Source organism: Chromobacterium subtsugae (assembly GCF_035919665.1).
GTDB classification, from domain to species: domain Bacteria; phylum Pseudomonadota; class Gammaproteobacteria; order Burkholderiales; family Chromobacteriaceae; genus Chromobacterium; species Chromobacterium subtsugae.
The window spans coordinates 3,702,031-3,717,834 of the sequence record NZ_CP142381.1 but is presented as its reverse complement, the minus strand read 5'-3'; the positions used below and the strand labels follow the sequence as shown (position 1 = coordinate 3,717,834).

Genomic DNA, 15,804 nt, shown 5'->3' with positions numbered 1-15,804 from the left:
AACCGAGTCGGATTATGTGCACAGATGCGGCTGTATACCTACAGCGGCAGGCTAGGCTTGGCGCGGAACCGCTTCCTGCAAGGGTTTGGCCGGCTGCGGCCGCTTGCCGGCGCGGCGGCCGGGATGGCGGGCATGGTATATTTGCGCCGCATAGGGTTTTGAACGAAGTGGAAATTTCATGATTTATATCAATGATCAGCCCGCGCCCGGGCAAGACGGCGTGGAAGACGCGGATCAGCAGCCGGCGTTTTTCGCCGTTTCGCCGCAGAAGCTTTTCGTCATGTCGCTGAGCACGCTGGGGATGTACCAGGTCTACTGGATGTATCGCCACTGGCAGCGGGTGAAGCAGCGGGAAGGCAGCGATATCTGGCCTTTCTGGCGCGCGCTGTTCGGCTATTTCTTTTGCTACGTGCTGTTCCGCCGCATTCACGACGATTGCGAGCGCGCAGGCGTGGAAGGGCTGGCCGCCGGGCCGCTGGCGGCGGGCTGGGTCGTCATCTGCCTGCTGTGGAAGCTGCCCGAGCCTTACTGGCTGGTCAGCCACGCCGCGATCCTGCTGCTGTTGCCGGTGCAGGCGGCGGCGTGCCGGGCCAACGAGGCGCTGGCGCCCGGCCATGCGCGCAACGACGGCTACAGCGGCTGGAACATCGCCGCGATCGTGTTGGGCGGCATACTCTGGCTGCTGGCCATCTACGGCATGTTTTTCATCAAGAACTGAGGCGCCTGCCGCGCCCATCACTCTCCCGGATCCCGCCAGTCCTGCGCCTTCCCATGCTCCCATCCTGCTGCCGGCGGGTCGCTTCGGCGCGCCCGCCGCCGGTGCTATGTTGGCAAGCAACTGAGCAGCGTGATGAGCGGCGGGATGCCGAGCCCGCATCGCCATCGCATTCTGGGAGGGGGAAATATGTGGTGGCCGTTTTTATTGCTGGGTTTGATCTATTGCGCGGTGGGCCTGCTGCCGCGCGAGGCGTTGCCGGGTCCGAAAAGGTTTTCGTCCAGGATTCGCGCGCCGGAAACCGGATTCAGCCGGATCGAGGCCAGCAGCCGCGGCGCTTGCCTATGCTTCGCGATAGTGGGCGTTTTGATGCCTGCCGCGGTACTGCTGCTGGCGCCGTCTCAATCCGAGGAGAGCAGGCCCTTTGTGCTGTACCTTGTCATGCCGATGGCCATGCTTTTTGCATTGCCGCCCGCTTGCCTGGCAGGGTGGCTTTTTACTCGCGTGATCCGCAAAGTGATCGCGGGCAGCGGCTACGAGCGGGCGCGAGCCGTAGCGCCCAGAACCGGCTGTTTGTGTGGCCTGCTGGCGATATTGGCGTGCGGCGGATTTTTGTTCTGCATCGGTGGCGGCCAGAGTGACATGATAGTCATCATGTTGATCTTGTTTTCCGTCGCCGGCTTGCCCGGCGGGGCGCTGTCCGGTTTGCTGTGCCGGAAATTGTTGACGTTTTAACCCGGCAAAGGGCCTGCGCGTCCTGTGGGCGCATGGCCGGCTTCCGTGATGAGTGGAAAATACGATATGAAAAACATGATTGTCGCTTGTAGTTTGCTGTTGGCCTTCGGCACGGCCCAGGCCCAGCCCTACGGCCACTTCGACATGCGCCAGGTGTTGATGCCGCATGCAGAGGGCGATGCGTCGTACCAACTGAACCTGGAGTATCTGGACCGCGTGCTGGACGATCTGGCCGGACACGCGCGCAACTATCCGCCCGCGTTCGACAACCAGGGCGACAAGCGCCAGGCCCTCAATGACGCCAAGAAACTGTCCGACATGCTGGAGATCGTCGCCGGCGGCGGCCAGGCCGACACCGAACTGCTGATGCGGGCAGGTTTCCTGAACAGCATGGCTTACAATTTGGACGTGCCGAAGTCCGGCGAGCGGGCCCAGGCAGCCTTCGCCGCCGTACTGCAAAGAGAGCCGGACAACGCCAACGCCCACTATCTGTACGGCAGCTTCCTGGCGGGCATGGGGCATGCCAAAGAGGCGCTGCCGCATCTGGACCGGGCAGTGGAGTTGGGCCAGCAGGAAGCGCTCTACTCGCTGGGCATGGCCTACCTGACGCTGGGCGACAAGGACGCCGCGTTGCGCGAGCTGGAAGCCTATCAGGCCGGCCATCCGAACGACCGCAGCGTAGGCGGCCTGATCGAGGCCGTGCGCAGCGGCGCCGGCTCGGTGCAGCGCTAGCGCGGGCTAGCCGCCCCGCGGCGGGTGGGTCGAGTTGGCTTGCACCGCGGAGAAATGGTTGACCACGTCCGCCAACTGCGAAGTGCTGGCGCGGATCTCGTCTATCGAGGTGCTGGCCACGCTGGCGTGCTCCTCGCCCAGTTGGGCCTTGACCAGCATTTCGTGGATGCTGTCGGTGGCGCTGCCGGTGCCGGTCTTGATGTCGTCTATCATCTCGGTCACCTCCTTGGTGGAGGCGCTGGTGCGTTCGGCCAGCTTGCGCACCTCGTCGGCCACCACCGCGAAGCCGCGGCCTTGCTCGCCGGCGCGCGCCGCTTCGATCGCCGCGTTCAGCGCCAGCAGATTGGTCTGGTCGGCGATCTCATGGATGGTGTTGACGATGGTGGTGATGCGGCCGGTTTTCTGTTCCAGGTCTTCGATCAGCCGGGCCGACTTGCCGGCGCTGTCGGCGATCACGTTCATTGCCCGGATGGTGTCGCGGATCACCTGCTGGCCGTCGTTGGAGGCGCTGTCCGACGCCGCCGACAGCCGGTGAGCCTCCTGCACCAGGCGCAGGTCTTCCTGGCGGGCGGTTTCCTGGTCGGAAATGTCGGTGGCGAATTTGATCACCTTGCATACCGCGCCATCGTCGTCGAAGATCGGGTTGTAGCTGGCTTCCAGCCAGACCGGCCGGCCCGATTTGTGGCGGCGCTCGAAGCGCCCGGTGACGAACACACCCTGTTTCAGCGTGCGCCACAGTTCCTCGTAGGCCGGGCTGTTGACGAAGTCGGCGGGGCAGAGGATGCGGTGGTGCTTGTCGACGATCTCATCGGCGCTGTAGCCAGTGGCGGCCAGGAAATTGGCGTTGGCGGCGAGAATCACGCCGTCCGGCGTGAACTCGATCACCGCCATCGAGCGCCCCACCGCTTTCATGGTGTTGCTCGCCTCGTGGGCGATCTTGACTTCATGCGTGATGTCCAGCGCGAACTTGACCACCTTGACCACCTGGTTGTTGTGGTCGCGGATGGGGTTGTAGCTGGCCTCCAGCCAGACGGTGCGGCCATCCTTGGCGATGCGCCTGAACTGATCCTTGACGAAGCGCCCCTCGCGCAGCATTTGCCAGAAAGCTTGGTATTCCTGGCTGGCGGCGAGCTGCGGCGGGCAGAACATGCGGTGATGCTTGCCGATGATCTCGGCGGCGGCATAGCCCATGGTCTGTTCGAAATTGGCGTTGGCGGCCAGGATGATGCCGTCGGGGCTGAATTCGATGATGGCAGTCGACCGGTCCAGCGCATCCAGCACGCTTTTCTGCCCTTCCAGTTGCGACAGAGCGTGACTCAGGTCGGACTTCAGCTTTTGATTGAACATGCTCAGATATCCTCAACGGATAGATGGTGTGCGCGCTTGTGTTTATTCGGTGTATGAAAGCCGCAACTGCTTAGTCAAGTGGCAAATGCGAGAGGCTGGCTTGTAGACAGGAGCGTGCATTCGGCGCCGCGGCGGATTTTGAAATCAGGCGGCGCCGGCTGGCGGCGAGCGCAGAGGGCTATGGATTTTCTGGTTCATCAGCGGAACGGGGGCTGCGTGGTGCGGCGCGGGACCCCGCTGGATGGCGTCAATCAGGCGGTCGATCCGGCGACGGCATGCGTTGAACGCGGCGGCCGCCGGCCCTATGCGCCGGCGGCGGCGCCGGTGTTCAGCGCGTCAGCTGCGGAAACAGCCGGTAGACGCCGTCGACGATGATTTCCACCGATACCGCCGCCAGCAGCATGCCCATCACCCGGTTGACGATGTTGATGCCGGTCTGGCCCAGCAGGCGGGTGAGCGGCGAAGCCAGCACCAGCGCGCCGTAGCAGGTGATGGCGACCAGCAGGCCGCTGATGAGCAGATAGACCACCTGCACCCAGGAATGGGCGGTGGTGGCGTAGATGATCACGGTGGAGATGGTGCCGGGGCCGGTCATCAGCGGGATGGCCATCGGCACCACCGCGATATTGGTCTTGTGGCCGGCTTCTTCTCTTTCTTGCTTGGTGGTTTTGGTGGGGCCAGGCTTGGCGTTCATCAGCGCGATGGCGATCAGCATCAGCAGGATGCCGCCGCCCACCTGAAACGAGCCTATGCTGATGCCGAGAAAGCGCAGCAGGGTCTGGCCGACCAGCGCGAACAGGCACAGCACCACGGCCACGGCGATGGCGGTGGTCTTGGCTATCTTCTGGCGTTCTTCCTGGCTGGCATTGGGCGTCAGGCTGATGAAAATGGGGATGGCGCCGAGCGGATTGACCAGCACCAGCAGGGCGATGAAGATTTTGGCGATTTCGATTTCCATGTCGCGGAGCTTACCTGTTAGCGTTGTCGGGCACATTCAAAGGGGGGACGCAAACCACCACGGCTGCGCCAGCGGCGCGGCGAAAAGAAAAAAACCGGCATCCCTGCCGGTTTCAGCATAGCGAAGCGGCGGCGCTCACGCCTTGGCCAGCAGCAACTCCAGCGTGCGCCGGTAGATATCGGACAGCGGCTCCACGTCTGCCACTTCCACGCACTCGTTCAGCTTGTGGATGGTGGCGTTGACCGGGCCGAACTCCACCAGCTCGCGGGCGATGCGCTTGATGAAGCGGCCGTCGGAGGTGCCGCCGGTGGTGGACAGCGCGGCCTTGGCGGCGGCTACTTCCTCTATCGCCTGGCCCAGCGCCTGGGTCAGCGCGCCCGGCGGCGTGATGAAGGGCTGGCCGGACAGCTGCCAGTGCAGCTCGTAGGCCAGGTGGTGCTTGTCCAGTATCTGGCACACCCTTTCCTTCAGGCTGTCCGCCGGGCTTTCCGGCGAGAAGCGGAAGTTGAACAGCAGCTCGCAGTGGCCGGGGATGACGTTGGTGGCGCCGGTGCCGGCCTGAATGTTGGACACCTGCCAGCTGGTGGGCGGGAAGAAGTCATTGCCCTCGTCCCAGCGGGTGGCGGCCAATTCGGCCAGCGCCGGCGCCATCAGGTGAATGGGGTTCTTCGCCAGCTGCGGGTAGGCGATGTGGCCCTGGATGCCGTGCACCACCAGGCGGCCGGACAGCGAGCCGCGGCGGCCGTTCTTGATGGTGTCGCCCAGCCGCTGCTCGGAGGTCGGCTCGCCGACGATGCAGTAGTCTATCGTCTCGCCGCGCGCCTCCAGCGCGTCCACCACCTTCACCGTGCCGTCCACCGCCACGCCTTCCTCGTCGGAGGTGATCAGCAGCGCCAGCGAACCCTCGTGGTCCGGATGGGCGGCGACGAAACGCTCGCAGGCGGTGACGAAGGCGGCCAGCGACGCCTTCATGTCCGCCGCGCCGCGGCCGTACAGCAGGCCGTTGCGCACGGTGGGCTCGAACGGCGGGCTGTCCCATTTTTCCAGCGGGCCGGTCGGCACCACGTCGGTATGGCCGGCGAAGCAGAACAGCGGGCCGGCGTCGCCCCTGCGCGCCCAGAAGTTGTCGACGTCGCCGTGGCGCATCTTCTCCACCTTGAAGCCGATGGCCTCCAGGCGGTCTATCATCAGCGCCTGGCAGCCTTCGTCGCGCGGAGTGACGGAATCGCGGCGGATCAATTCGCGGGTCAGATCCAGCGTCGCGCTCATTTGCCGAAGCGCTCCGCCCAGTCAGCCTCGGAGAAGCCGACGCCGACCTTGCCGTCCCACTCCAGCACCGGACGCTTGATCACCGAGGTTTGCTCCCGCATCAGCGCGATGGCGCCGTCGCGGGTGTCGGCGGCGGTTTTGGCCGCGTCCGGCAGCGCGCGCCAGGTGGTGCCCTGGCGGTTCACCAGCTTGGCCAGCGGGACTTGCTCGGCCCAGGCCGACAGGCGCTCGGCGTCTATGCCCTGTTTCTTGAAGTCGTGGAAGGTGTAGTCGATGCCGTTGTCGGCCAGCCATTGGCGGGCCTTCTTCACGGTGCTGCAGTTGGGAATGCCGTACAGGGTAATCATGGGGTGGGTTTACAGGTCCAGTTTGATGCTGTCGAAGCTGGCCGCGCTGTCGGGGCCAGATTTGTTCTTGTCCGCGGCGCCTTCCTTGGACTGATTGACCAGCCAGTACAGATTGGTCGGCGAATCGGCGTTTTTCAACGCCTCGTCCAGGCTGACGCGTCCGGCCTTGTACAGCTGGAACAGCGCCTGCTCGAAGGTTTGCGAGCCATCGCTCATGCTGCTCTCGATGGCCTCCTTGATTTTGTCTATCTCTCCGGTTCGAATCAACTCCGAAATGTGCGGCGTGTTGATCATCAGCTCGATCGCCGGCACCCGGCCGCCGTCCAGCGTGGCGATCAGCCGTTGCGACACCACCGCCCGCAGCGAGGCCGACAGGTCCATCAGCAAGGTATTGCGGCTTTCCGGCGGGAAGAAATTGATGACGCGGTTCAGCATGTGATAGCTGTTGTTGCCGTGCAGCGTGGAGATGCACAGGTGGCCTGACTGGGCGTAGGTGATGGCGTGGCCCAGGGTTTCCGCGTCGCGGATCTCGCCTATCATCAGCACGTCCGGCGCCTCGCGCATCGCGTTTTTCAGCGCGCGGGCGTAGGACAGCGTGTCGAAGCCGACTTCGCGCTGGTTGACGATGGATTTGTCGTGCCGGTACAGGAATTCGATGGGATCCTCGACGGTGAGGATGTGGCCCTTCATGGTCTGGTTGCGCGTTTGCAGCATCGCCGCCACGGTGGAGCTCTTGCCGGAGCCGGTGGAGCCGACCACCAGGATCAGGCCGCGCTTTTGCTGGATCAGGCTCGCCAGCATGGGCGGCAGCTGCAGCTGCTCCAGCGAGGGAATGCTTGGCAGGATGTAGCGCACCACCATGCCGACCGAGCCGCGCTGCCAGAAGATGTTGACGCGGAAGCTGCCGAGGCCGGGCACCGGGTGGCCCAGGTTCATCTCGCGCTCGCGTTCGAAAACCGCGATTTCTTCTTCGCTCATCAGGCTGTAGGCCAGCTGTTTGACCATGTCGGCGGTCAGCGGCTTGTCGTTGACCGGCTGCAGGTCGCCGTCCAACTTCAGCATCGGCGGCGAGAAGCTGGTCATGAACAGGTCGCTGGCCTTGCGCTCGGCCATCAGCTTGAAGAAGGGCAGCATCAGCATCGGTGGCTCTCCCGCGCCGGTCGGCGGCGCCTGTGCTTCAGTGTAGCCGCGCCGGCGGCGGGCAACAAAAAACCGCCGGGCGGGGCGCGGCGGTTGCTGGGGCGGAGGATGCGTCCGTCAGGCCGGTTTGGCGGTTTCCTGGTCGCGCAGCGCGCGGCGCAGGATCTTGCCGACGTTGGTCTTGGGCAGCTCGCTGCGGAACTCCACCAGCTTGGGCACTTTGTAGCCGGTGAGGTTTTCGCGGCAGTGGCGGATGATGTCCTTGTCGGTGAGGGCGGGGTTCTTCTTCACCACGAACACCTTGACCACCTCGCCCGATTTGTCGTCGGGCACGCCGATGCAGGCCACTTCCAGCACGTCCGGGTGGCTGGCCACCACGTCTTCGATCTCGTTCGGATAGACGTTGAAGCCGGATACCAGAATCATGTCCTTCTTGCGGTCCACCAGCTTGACGAAGCCTTCCGGCGTGACCATGGCCATGTCGCCGGTGGCGAGGAAGCCGTCGGCGCCCAGCACCTTGGCGGTTTCATCCGGGCGCTGCCAGTAGCCGCGCATCACCTGCGGGCCGCGGATGCACAATTCGCCTTGCTCGCCCTGGGCCACCGGATTGCCTTCGGCGTCGCGGATCTCGATGTCGGTGGACGAAATCGGCAGGCCGATGGTGCCGTTGTATTCCTTCAGGTCCATCGGATTGATGCAGGCGGCCGGGCTGGTTTCGGTCAGGCCGTAGGCTTCGGCCAGCGTCACGCCGGTCACGGCCTTCCACTTGTCCGCCACCGCTTTTTGCACCGCCATGCCGCCGCCCAGCGTCAGGCGCCAGGTGGAGAAGTCCAGCTTGGAGAATTCCGGGTGGTTCAGCAGCGCGTTGAACAGGGTGTTGACGCCGGTGATGCAGGTCACCGGGTATTTCTTCATCTCCTTGATGAAGCCCGGGATATCGCGCGGATTGGTGATCAGCAGGTTGAGCGCGCCCATATTGGTGAACACCATCAGATTGGCGGTCAGCGAGAATATATGGTACAGAGGCAGCGCGGTGACGATCACTTCCTGGCCTTCGCGGATCAGCGGTTTGACCCAGGCGTTGGCCTGCAGCATGTTGGCGACGATGTTCTTGTGCAGCAGCTCCGCGCCCTTGGCCACGCCGGTGGTGCCGCCGGTGTATTGCAGGAAGGCGATGTCGTCGTGGGTCAGCGCCGGCTTGACGTAAGGCTTGGCCGCGCCGGCGGAGAGGGCGTCGTTGAAGCGGATGTGGCCGGGAATGTGCCACGGCGGCACCATCTTCTTCACCTTGCGCACCACGAAGTTGACCAGCGCGCCCTTGGCGAAGCCCAGCATGTCGCCGATGGAGGCGATCACCACGTTCTTCACCCGGGTGCGCGGCAGCACCTGCTCCAGCACGCCGGCGAAGTTCTCCAGAATGACGATGGTTTCCGCGCCGGAGTCCTTCAATTGGTGCTCCAGCTCGCGCGGGGTGTACAGCGGGTTGACGTTGACCACGATGCCGCCGGCGCGCAGCGTGCCGAACACGGCGACCGGGTATTGCAGCAGATTGGGCATCATCACCGCCACGCGGTCGCCCTTCGCCAGGCCCAGCTTGTGCTGCAAGAAGGACGCGAACTGGCCGCTGAGCGCGTCCAGCTCCGCGTAGCTGAGCACCTTGCCCATGCAGGCGAGGGCGGGCCGATCGCTGAATTTCTTGACGCTGCGGTCGAACACCTCGGTCACCGACTGGAACTGATTGATGTCGATTTCGTGGGCAACCCCAGCCTGGTAGTTTTTAAGCCACACCTTGTCCATAAATCCGGGTTTCTCCGTCGTGCAGGTTGTTTTAGCGAGCATCGCCCCCGGCGGGCCGGAGGCGAATCGGTTTAGCGTGTCGCTATTTTTTTAGTCGTTGTCTTGGCGGCTTCGGGCCGCTGCGCTCAAACTTGGGTTTGATCCGCGGTAATGTACCGTAACTGAAATCGTCTCGCAAAAATTGTCTGGCATAGCCCTGCCTCCGGCTGGAGGCGGGAGGGGCTACAAGGTTTTCTTTTCTTTGGAAATAGGTTACAATCGCAGCGGTTAGGGATGGGCGTTTCGCCCATTTTTTATTTGTGGAAAAAGCAATGGATGTTCGTTTGCTGCTGGAAAACACCCTGCAGGGGTTCGGCTACGAGTTGGTCGATTTTGAAATCACCCCGGGTGGCGGTTTTCGCGTATTTATCGACAAGCCCGGTGGCATCACCGTGGAAGACTGCGTGCTGGTGAGCAATCACCTCACTCGACTCTTCATGGTCGAGAACGTGGACTACGAGCGGCTGGAAGTGTCTTCGCCGGGCCTGGATCGTCCTCTGAAGAAGGAAGCCGATTTTGTCCGTTTCGCAGGTCAGCTCGCCAAGATCAAGACGCGCATGCCGATCGAGCAGCAGAAGAAATTTACCGGTCGTCTTGCCGGGGTCGAAGACGGCTCCGTGAAGCTTGAGGTGGATGGCCGCATCGTGGCGATACCGTTTGCCAATATCGACAAGGCCAGGATTGAGCCTGAGTTTTGAGGTCGGCGCGGCACTGGGCCACGTAAAAGGACAAAATTCGGAGAGGAATGCATGAGTCGCGAGATTTTGTTGCTGGTGGATGCCCTGGCGAGCGAAAAGAATGTCAGCAAGGATGTGGTGTTTTCCGCCCTTGAGATGGCGCTTGCTTCGGCAACCAAAAAGAAGTTTACCGATGACGAGATGGATGTGCGCGTCGAGATCGACCGCCACACCGGTCAGCATCAGACCTTCCGCCGCTGGACGGTGGTGGAGGACGACCTGCTTGAGTCCGAGAGCAAGGAAATCGGTCTGACTGACGCCCGCGAGCGCGATCCGCGGGTGGAGGTCGGCGCCGTCATCGAAGACGCGATGGAAGCGGTCGAGTTCGGCCGCATCGGCGCGCAGACCGCCAAGCAGGTGATCCTGCAGCGCATCCGCGACGCCGAGCGCGAGCAGCTCCTGAACGAGTTCCTGCAGCGCCGCGAGCACCTGGTGATCGGCACCATCAAGCGCATCGAGCGCGGCAACGCCATCGTCGAGTGCGGCAAGCTGGAAGCCGTTCTGCCGCGCGACCAGATGATTCCGAAGGAAAACCTGCGCGTGGGCGACCGCGTGAAGTCCTACCTGCTGCGCATCGATCGCCAGGGCCGCGGCCCGCAGCTGATCCTGTCGCGCACCGCGCCGGAATTCCTGACCAAGCTGTTCGAGCTGGAGGTGCCGGAGATCGACGAAGGCATGTTGGAAATCCGCGCTGCCGTGCGCGACCCGGGCATGCGCGCCAAGATCGCCGTCAAGGCCAACGACGCGCGCATCGATCCGCAAGGCACCTGCATCGGCATGCGCGGCTCCCGCGTACAGGCCGTCACGCAGGAACTGGCGGGCGAGCGGGTCGACATCGTGCTGTGGGCGCCGGAACCGGCCCAGTTCGTGATCAACGCGCTGTCGCCGGCTGAAGTGAGCCGCATCATGGTGGACGAAGACAATCACAGCATGGACGTGATCGTCGAGGAAGAGCAGCTGGCGCTGGCCATCGGCCGCAGCGGCCAGAACGTCAAGCTGGCTGCAGAGCTGACCGGCTGGTACCTGAACATCATGACCGTCGCCGAGGCGGAAGAGAAGAACCAGGCGGAAGACGCTGCGTTGCGTCAGCTGTTCGTCACCGCGTTGAGCGTGGACGAAGAGACCGCCGCGAAGCTGGTCGGCGAAGGTTTCGCCGCGTTGGAAGAAGTGGCCTATGTGCCGCTGGAAGAAATGCTGGAAATCGAAGGCTTCAACGAGGAGCTGGTGGGCGAGCTGCGTAGCCGCGCCCGTGATGCGCTCCTGACGCAGGCCATCGCGTCCGAAGAGCAGGTTGAAAATGTATCCGACGACCTGAAGGACGTTGAAGGCCTGGATGCCGAGCTGGTTCGCAAGCTGGCCGCAGGCGGCGTGTCCACCCGCGACGATCTGGCCGACCTGGCCGTTGACGATCTGGTGGACATGACCGGCATGGAAGCGGAAGCTGCACGCGCCATCATCATGAAGGCGCGCGAACACTGGTTCAACCAGTAAGGCTTTCTCGGGAAGTATTTACGGAATTTGGGAAGACGCATGGTTTTGACGAATGTAAAACAATTTGCCGGTGAGATGAATCTCACGCCGGAACGCCTGCTGGAACAGCTGAAGGCTGCCGGTGTGAGCAAGCGCTCGCCGGAAGACACACTGTCGGCGCAAGACAAGTCCCAGCTCCTGGACTACCTGAAGCGCTCTCATGGCGCCCGCGAGGATTCCAACATCACGCTGACCCGCAAGTCCACTTCCGAAGTGAAGAAGGCGGACGGCGGCACCGTGACCGTGGAAACCCGCAAGAAGCGCGTGGTCGTTCGCCCGGAAGAGGCGCCGAAGGCGGCTGCTCCGGTGGAGGCGAAGATCGAGCAGCCCAAGGTTGAGCCCAAGGTGGAAGCCAAACCGGAACCGAAGCCGGAGCCGAAACCGGAGCCGAAGGTAGAGGCCAAGCCTGAGCCGAAGCCGGAACCCAAGGTCGAGCCCAAGCCGGAACCGAAGCCGGCGCCGGCGGCCCGCACCGTGGCCTCCATCCTGTCGCCGGAAGAAATCGCCGCGCGTGAAGCCGAGGAAAAGCGCCAGGCGGCATTCCGCGCCCGTCAGCAAGAGCTGATGCGCGAAAAGATCGAACGCGAAGAGCGCCGTCAGGCAGCCAAGCTGGCCGCATCGCAGCCGGCTCCGGTGGTGGAGGCCCCGCGCGCGCCGGAACCGCAACGAGAGCAGCGCGATGAGCGCGGCCCGCGTCCGGCTGGCGACAACCGTGGCCCGCGCCCGGCTGGCGACAACCGCGGCCCGCGTCCGGCTGGCGACAACCGTGGCCCGCGTCCGGCTGGCGACAACCGCGGCCCGCGCCCGGCTGGCGACAATCGCGGCCCGCGCCCGGCTGGCGACAACCGTGGCCCGCGCCCGGCTGGCGATAACCGCGGCCCGCGTCCGGCTACGGCTGGCGCGCCCGGCGCTCCGGCGATTCCGGCTACCGTCGCCGGCCGTCCGGATGCTAAGAAAGGCGGCAACAAGAAGGGCGGCGACCGCTGGGATGACAACAAGAAGGGCGGCCGCGGCGGTCTGAAGACCAAGGGCGGCGACGCCGGCAACGATTGGAAGTCGCGCGGCGGCAAGGGCAAGCACAAGCAAAGCAACAATCAGCACGCTTTCCAGGCCCCGACCGAACCGATCGTCCATGAAGTGCTGGTGCCGGAAACCATCACGGTGGCCGAACTGGCCCACCGCATGGCCGTCAAGGCCGTGGAAGTGATCAAGGCCCTGATGAAGATGGGCATGATGGTGACCATCAACCAGGTGCTGGACCAGGAAACCGCGATGATCGTCGTGGAAGAAATGGGCCACAAGCCGAAGGCCGCCCAGGCGGACGATCCGGAAGCCTACCTGGAAGTGACCGATGGCGAAGCTGTCGAAGTGGTGGAACTGCCACGTTCCCCGGTGGTGACCGTAATGGGCCACGTCGACCACGGCAAGACCTCGCTGCTGGACTACATCCGCCGCGCCAAGGTCGCCGCGGGCGAAGCCGGCGGCATTACCCAGCACATCGGCGCCTACCACGTGGAAACCCCGCGCGGCATGATCACCTTCCTGGATACCCCGGGCCACGAAGCGTTTACCGCGATGCGTGCCCGCGGCGCCAAGGCCACCGACATCGTCGTGCTGGTGGTGGCTGCCGACGACGGCGTGATGCCGCAAACGATCGAAGCGATCCACCACGCCAAGGCCGCCAAGGTGCCGATGGTGGTGGCGGTCAACAAGATCGACAAGGTGGGCGCCAACGTCGAGCGCATCCGCCAGGAGCTGGTGTCGCACGAAGTGGTGCCGGAAGATTGGGGCGGCGATACCCAGTTCATCGAAGTGTCCGCCAAGATGGGCACCAATATCGATGCGCTGCTGGAAGCCATCCTGCTGCAAGCCGAAGTGCTGGAATTGAAGGCTCCGGTCGACGCGATGGCCAAGGGCATCATCGTCGAGGCCCGCCTCGACAAGGGCCGCGGTCCGGTCGCCACGCTGCTGGTTCAGTCCGGCACCCTGAAGAAGGGCGACGTGGTGCTGGCTGGCACCGCCTTCGGCCGCGTCCGCGCGATGATGGACGAAAACGGCAAGCCGATCGACTCGGCCGGCCCGGCCATCCCGGTGGAAATCCTGGGCCTGTCCGACGTGCCGCAAGCGGGCGAGGACACCATGGTGCTGGCCGACGAGAAGAAGGCGCGTGAAATCGCGCTGTTCCGCGCCGGCAAGTTCCGCGACGTGCGTCTGGCCAAGCAGCAGGCTTCCAAGCTGGAGAACATGTTCGCCCAGATGACCGAAGGCGAAGTGCAGACCCTGTCGTTGATCATCAAGGCCGACGTTCAGGGTTCGTACGAAGCGCTGGCGGGCAGCCTGCAAAAGCTGTCCACCGACGAAGTGCGCGTCTCCATCCTGCACTCCGGCGTGGGCGGCATCTCGGAATCGGACATCAACCTGGCGATCGCCTCCAAGGCCATCGTGATCGGCTTCAACACCCGCTCCGACGCCGCCGCGCGCAAGCTGGCCGAAAACGAAGGCGTGGACATCCGCTACTACAGCATCATCTACGATGCCGTGGACGAGGTGAAGGCTGCGTTGTCCGGCATGCTGGCTCCGGAGAAGAAGGAGCAGATTCTGGGTACCGTCGAGATCCGTCAGGTGATCTCGGTGTCCAAGGTCGGCAACATCGCTGGTTGCATGGTCACCGACGGCATGATCAAGCGCACCGCTTCGGTCCGTCTGATCCGCAACCACGTGGTGGTGCATACCGGCGAACTGGAATCGCTGAAGCGCTTCAAGGACGACGTGAAGGAAGTGCGTCAAGGCTACGAATGCGGCCTGATGCTGAAGAACTTCAACGACATCCAAGAAGGCGACCAGCTGGAAGCGTTCGAGATCGTGGAAGTGGCGCGCTCCCTGTAAGGGGAACGCCAGGGGCGGGTGCCGGTTGGCCGAAAGGCCGGCGGGCGCTCGCCCTTTTTCATATCGATGCTGCAAAAACCCGCAAAGCGCATGCCGACAGGCGTGCGCTTTGCCGGGGTTTGCGGCCAGGCGGCCGAACCGGCCGCGACAGAACAGAATTGGAAGTGACATGGCAAAAGCCAAAAAAGGTTTCTCCCGCGCCGACCGCGTGTCCGAGCAGATCCAGCGCGAGTTGGCAGAACTGACCCGCACCGGCCTGAAAGACCCGCGCGCGGGCTGGATCACCATCACCCAGGTGGAAGTGACCCGCGACTACTCGCACGCCAAGGTGTATTACACCGTGATGGTGGAATCTACCCGCGCGGCCACCCAGGAGGCGCTGGAAAGCTCCGCCGGCTACCTGCGCAACGAACTGGGCCGCAGCATCAAGATGTTCAGCATGCCGCAGCTGCATTTCGTCTACGACGAGTCGGTGGAGCGCGGCATGCACCTGACCAGCCTGATCAATCAGGTGGCGCGCGAAGACGCGGAAAAATTCGGCACCGCCGCGCCTGGCGAAGAAGCGGGCGAAGGCGACAAGGAATGAGCAAGCCGCGCAGCACCAAGCGCCAGATCGACGGCGTGCTGCTGATAGACAAGCCTTACGACATCTCCAGCAACAACGCGCTGCAAAAGGCGCGCTGGCTGCTGAACGCCGCCAAGGCCGGCCATACCGGCGTGCTGGACCCGCTGGCCACCGGGCTGCTGCCGGTGTGCCTGGGCGAGGCCACCAAGTTTTCCTCGTATCTGCTGGACGCCGACAAGGGCTACCGCGCCACGGTGAAATTCGGCGCGGTGACGACGACGGGCGATGTCGAGGGCGAAGTGGTGTCCGAGCGGCCGGTCAGCTTCAGCCGCGAACAGCTGGAAGCCGCGCTGGCGTCGTTCCGCGGCGAAATCAGCCAGGTGCCGCCGATGTATTCGGCGCTGAAACACCAGGGCAAGCCGCTGTACGAATACGCGCGCGCCGGCATCGAAGTGCCGCGCGAGGCGCGCCGGGTGACCATCCGCAAGCTGGAGCTGCTGGCCTTCGACGGCGTGTCTGCCGAAATCGACGTGCTGTGCACCAAGGGCACCTATATCCGCACCCTGGCTTGCGACATCGGCGAAGCCTTGGGCAGCGGCGCGCATTTGACCGCGCTGCGCCGCACCGCCACCGGCGGCTTCGGCCTGGACGAAGCGCACACGCTGGCGGCGCTGGAGGCGCTGGAGATGGCCGGGCGCGAAGCCTTGCTGCTGCCGGTCGACGTGCTGGTGCAACATTTTCCGGAAACCGAGCTGGCCGACGGCGAAATCGGCAAGTTCATGAACGGACAAGCCGTGCTTTTTGCTGAAAAGTGTGAGAAAATGCAGCGCTTCCGGGTATACCAAAAGTCTACCCGGCGCTTCATGGGGCTGGGCGAGGCGCGCGACGATGGTCGCCTGCATCCGATCCGGCTCCTGGCCAACCAGGCGGCAACGTCCTGAGCGGCAAACTACCGGAGTGTGGAATGGGTTGGTTTTCCGGCTCGCCGCACTTGTCGGGTTTTCAAA

The 15,804-nt window shown here is 64.0% G+C and carries 14 protein-coding genes; 8 read left to right on the top strand and 6 right to left on the bottom strand.

Translation table 11 applies throughout. The features are described from left to right. The first annotated feature begins 178 nt into the window (after positions 1–178). From U6115_RS17645 to U6115_RS17635, 3 genes are all read left to right on the top strand, one after another. Positions 179–718: a hypothetical protein gene (locus U6115_RS17645; protein ID WP_043575390.1), complete on the top strand. Its 540-nt coding sequence runs from the start codon at positions 179–181 to the stop codon at positions 716–718. A 186-nt stretch (positions 719–904) separates the two neighbouring features. Further along, the gene (locus tag U6115_RS17640) at positions 905–1,450 is read left to right on the top strand and encodes a hypothetical protein (protein ID WP_043575389.1); all 546 of its coding nucleotides are present in this window, start codon (positions 905–907) and stop codon (positions 1,448–1,450) included. A gap of 66 nt (positions 1,451–1,516) precedes the next feature. Beyond that, entirely contained in the window at positions 1,517–2,182 is a 666-nt protein-coding gene (locus tag U6115_RS17635) for a tetratricopeptide repeat protein (protein WP_043575386.1), read from the top strand. A 6-nt stretch (positions 2,183–2,188) separates the two neighbouring features. Here the strand turns inward: U6115_RS17635 and U6115_RS17630 are convergent, their stop codons facing one another. The 6 genes from U6115_RS17630 to U6115_RS17605 all read right to left on the bottom strand — a co-directional run bounded on the left by U6115_RS17630 (position 2,189) and on the right by U6115_RS17605 (position 9,040). Continuing rightward, positions 2,189–3,529, bottom strand: coding sequence for a methyl-accepting chemotaxis protein (locus U6115_RS17630; RefSeq protein ID WP_043575383.1), 1,341 nt, complete (start codon positions 3,527–3,529; stop codon positions 2,189–2,191). Positions 3,530–3,857: 328 nt separating this feature from the next. Beyond that, positions 3,858–4,487 carry a MarC family protein gene (locus U6115_RS17625; protein ID WP_043575381.1) on the bottom strand — a complete coding sequence of 210 codons (630 nt, stop codon included), beginning with the start codon at positions 4,485–4,487 and terminating at the stop codon, positions 3,858–3,860. Positions 4,488–4,622: 135 nt separating this feature from the next. After that, the gene (gene dapE / locus U6115_RS17620) at positions 4,623–5,756 is read right to left on the bottom strand and encodes a succinyl-diaminopimelate desuccinylase (protein ID WP_043575379.1); all 1,134 of its coding nucleotides are present in this window, start codon (positions 5,754–5,756) and stop codon (positions 4,623–4,625) included. Then, positions 5,753–6,103 carry an arsenate reductase gene (locus U6115_RS17615; protein ID WP_043575377.1) on the bottom strand — a complete coding sequence of 117 codons (351 nt, stop codon included), beginning with the start codon at positions 6,101–6,103 and terminating at the stop codon, positions 5,753–5,755. Before U6115_RS17615 ends, dapE begins: the two co-directional genes overlap by 4 nt. A 9-nt stretch (positions 6,104–6,112) precedes the next feature. Next, positions 6,113–7,243 carry a PilT/PilU family type 4a pilus ATPase gene (locus tag U6115_RS17610; RefSeq protein WP_043575375.1) on the bottom strand — a complete coding sequence of 377 codons (1,131 nt, stop codon included), beginning with the start codon at positions 7,241–7,243 and terminating at the stop codon, positions 6,113–6,115. A 117-nt stretch (positions 7,244–7,360) separates the two neighbouring features. Continuing rightward, positions 7,361–9,040: a long-chain-fatty-acid--CoA ligase gene (locus U6115_RS17605; RefSeq protein ID WP_043575373.1), complete on the bottom strand. Its 1,680-nt coding sequence runs from the start codon at positions 9,038–9,040 to the stop codon at positions 7,361–7,363. 311 nt (positions 9,041–9,351) lie between these two features. On the opposite strand from U6115_RS17605, the gene rimP reads away from it, so the two are divergent. From rimP to truB, 5 genes are all read left to right on the top strand, one after another. Then, complete coding sequence (gene rimP / locus U6115_RS17600) at positions 9,352–9,777, top strand: ribosome maturation factor RimP (RefSeq protein ID WP_043575371.1); 426 nt, start codon at positions 9,352–9,354, stop codon at positions 9,775–9,777. A 51-nt stretch (positions 9,778–9,828) separates the two neighbouring features. Next, on the top strand, positions 9,829–11,307 hold the full coding sequence (nusA, locus tag U6115_RS17595; protein WP_043575369.1) for a transcription termination factor NusA: 1,479 nt from the start codon (positions 9,829–9,831) through the stop codon (positions 11,305–11,307). A 39-nt stretch (positions 11,308–11,346) separates the two neighbouring features. Then, positions 11,347–14,232 carry a translation initiation factor IF-2 gene (gene infB, locus U6115_RS17590; protein ID WP_043575368.1) on the top strand — a complete coding sequence of 962 codons (2,886 nt, stop codon included), beginning with the start codon at positions 11,347–11,349 and terminating at the stop codon, positions 14,230–14,232. A gap of 169 nt (positions 14,233–14,401) precedes the next feature. After that, positions 14,402–14,818: a 30S ribosome-binding factor RbfA gene (gene rbfA / locus U6115_RS17585; protein ID WP_043575366.1), complete on the top strand. Its 417-nt coding sequence runs from the start codon at positions 14,402–14,404 to the stop codon at positions 14,816–14,818. Continuing rightward, complete coding sequence (gene truB / locus U6115_RS17580) at positions 14,815–15,738, top strand: tRNA pseudouridine(55) synthase TruB (RefSeq protein ID WP_043575364.1); 924 nt, start codon at positions 14,815–14,817, stop codon at positions 15,736–15,738. The genes rbfA and truB overlap by 4 nt, the downstream gene beginning before the upstream one ends. The last annotated feature ends 66 nt before the right edge of the window (positions 15,739–15,804 follow it).

What these genes read in the sequence shown, in the direction of transcription:
- U6115_RS17645 (WP_043575390.1), top strand. Translation starts at nt 179, where the DNA reads ATGATTTATATCAATGATCAGCCCGCGCCCGGGCAAGACGGCGTGGAA.
- U6115_RS17640 (WP_043575389.1), top strand. Translation starts at nt 905, where the DNA reads ATGTGGTGGCCGTTTTTATTGCTGGGTTTGATCTATTGCGCGGTGGGC.
- U6115_RS17635 (WP_043575386.1), top strand. Translation starts at nt 1,517, where the DNA reads ATGAAAAACATGATTGTCGCTTGTAGTTTGCTGTTGGCCTTCGGCACG.
- U6115_RS17630 (WP_043575383.1), bottom strand. Translation starts at nt 3,529, where the DNA reads ATGTTCAATCAAAAGCTGAAGTCCGACCTGAGTCACGCTCTGTCGCAA.
- U6115_RS17625 (WP_043575381.1), bottom strand. Translation starts at nt 4,487, where the DNA reads ATGGAAATCGAAATCGCCAAAATCTTCATCGCCCTGCTGGTGCTGGTC.
- dapE (WP_043575379.1), bottom strand. Translation starts at nt 5,756, where the DNA reads ATGAGCGCGACGCTGGATCTGACCCGCGAATTGATCCGCCGCGATTCC.
- U6115_RS17615 (WP_043575377.1), bottom strand. Translation starts at nt 6,103, where the DNA reads ATGATTACCCTGTACGGCATTCCCAACTGCAGCACCGTGAAGAAGGCC.
- U6115_RS17610 (WP_043575375.1), bottom strand. Translation starts at nt 7,243, where the DNA reads ATGCTGATGCTGCCCTTCTTCAAGCTGATGGCCGAGCGCAAGGCCAGC.
- U6115_RS17605 (WP_043575373.1), bottom strand. Translation starts at nt 9,040, where the DNA reads ATGGACAAGGTGTGGCTTAAAAACTACCAGGCTGGGGTTGCCCACGAA.
- rimP (WP_043575371.1), top strand. Translation starts at nt 9,352, where the DNA reads ATGGATGTTCGTTTGCTGCTGGAAAACACCCTGCAGGGGTTCGGCTAC.
- nusA (WP_043575369.1), top strand. Translation starts at nt 9,829, where the DNA reads ATGAGTCGCGAGATTTTGTTGCTGGTGGATGCCCTGGCGAGCGAAAAG.
- infB (WP_043575368.1), top strand. Translation starts at nt 11,347, where the DNA reads ATGGTTTTGACGAATGTAAAACAATTTGCCGGTGAGATGAATCTCACG.
- rbfA (WP_043575366.1), top strand. Translation starts at nt 14,402, where the DNA reads ATGGCAAAAGCCAAAAAAGGTTTCTCCCGCGCCGACCGCGTGTCCGAG.
- truB (WP_043575364.1), top strand. Translation starts at nt 14,815, where the DNA reads ATGAGCAAGCCGCGCAGCACCAAGCGCCAGATCGACGGCGTGCTGCTG.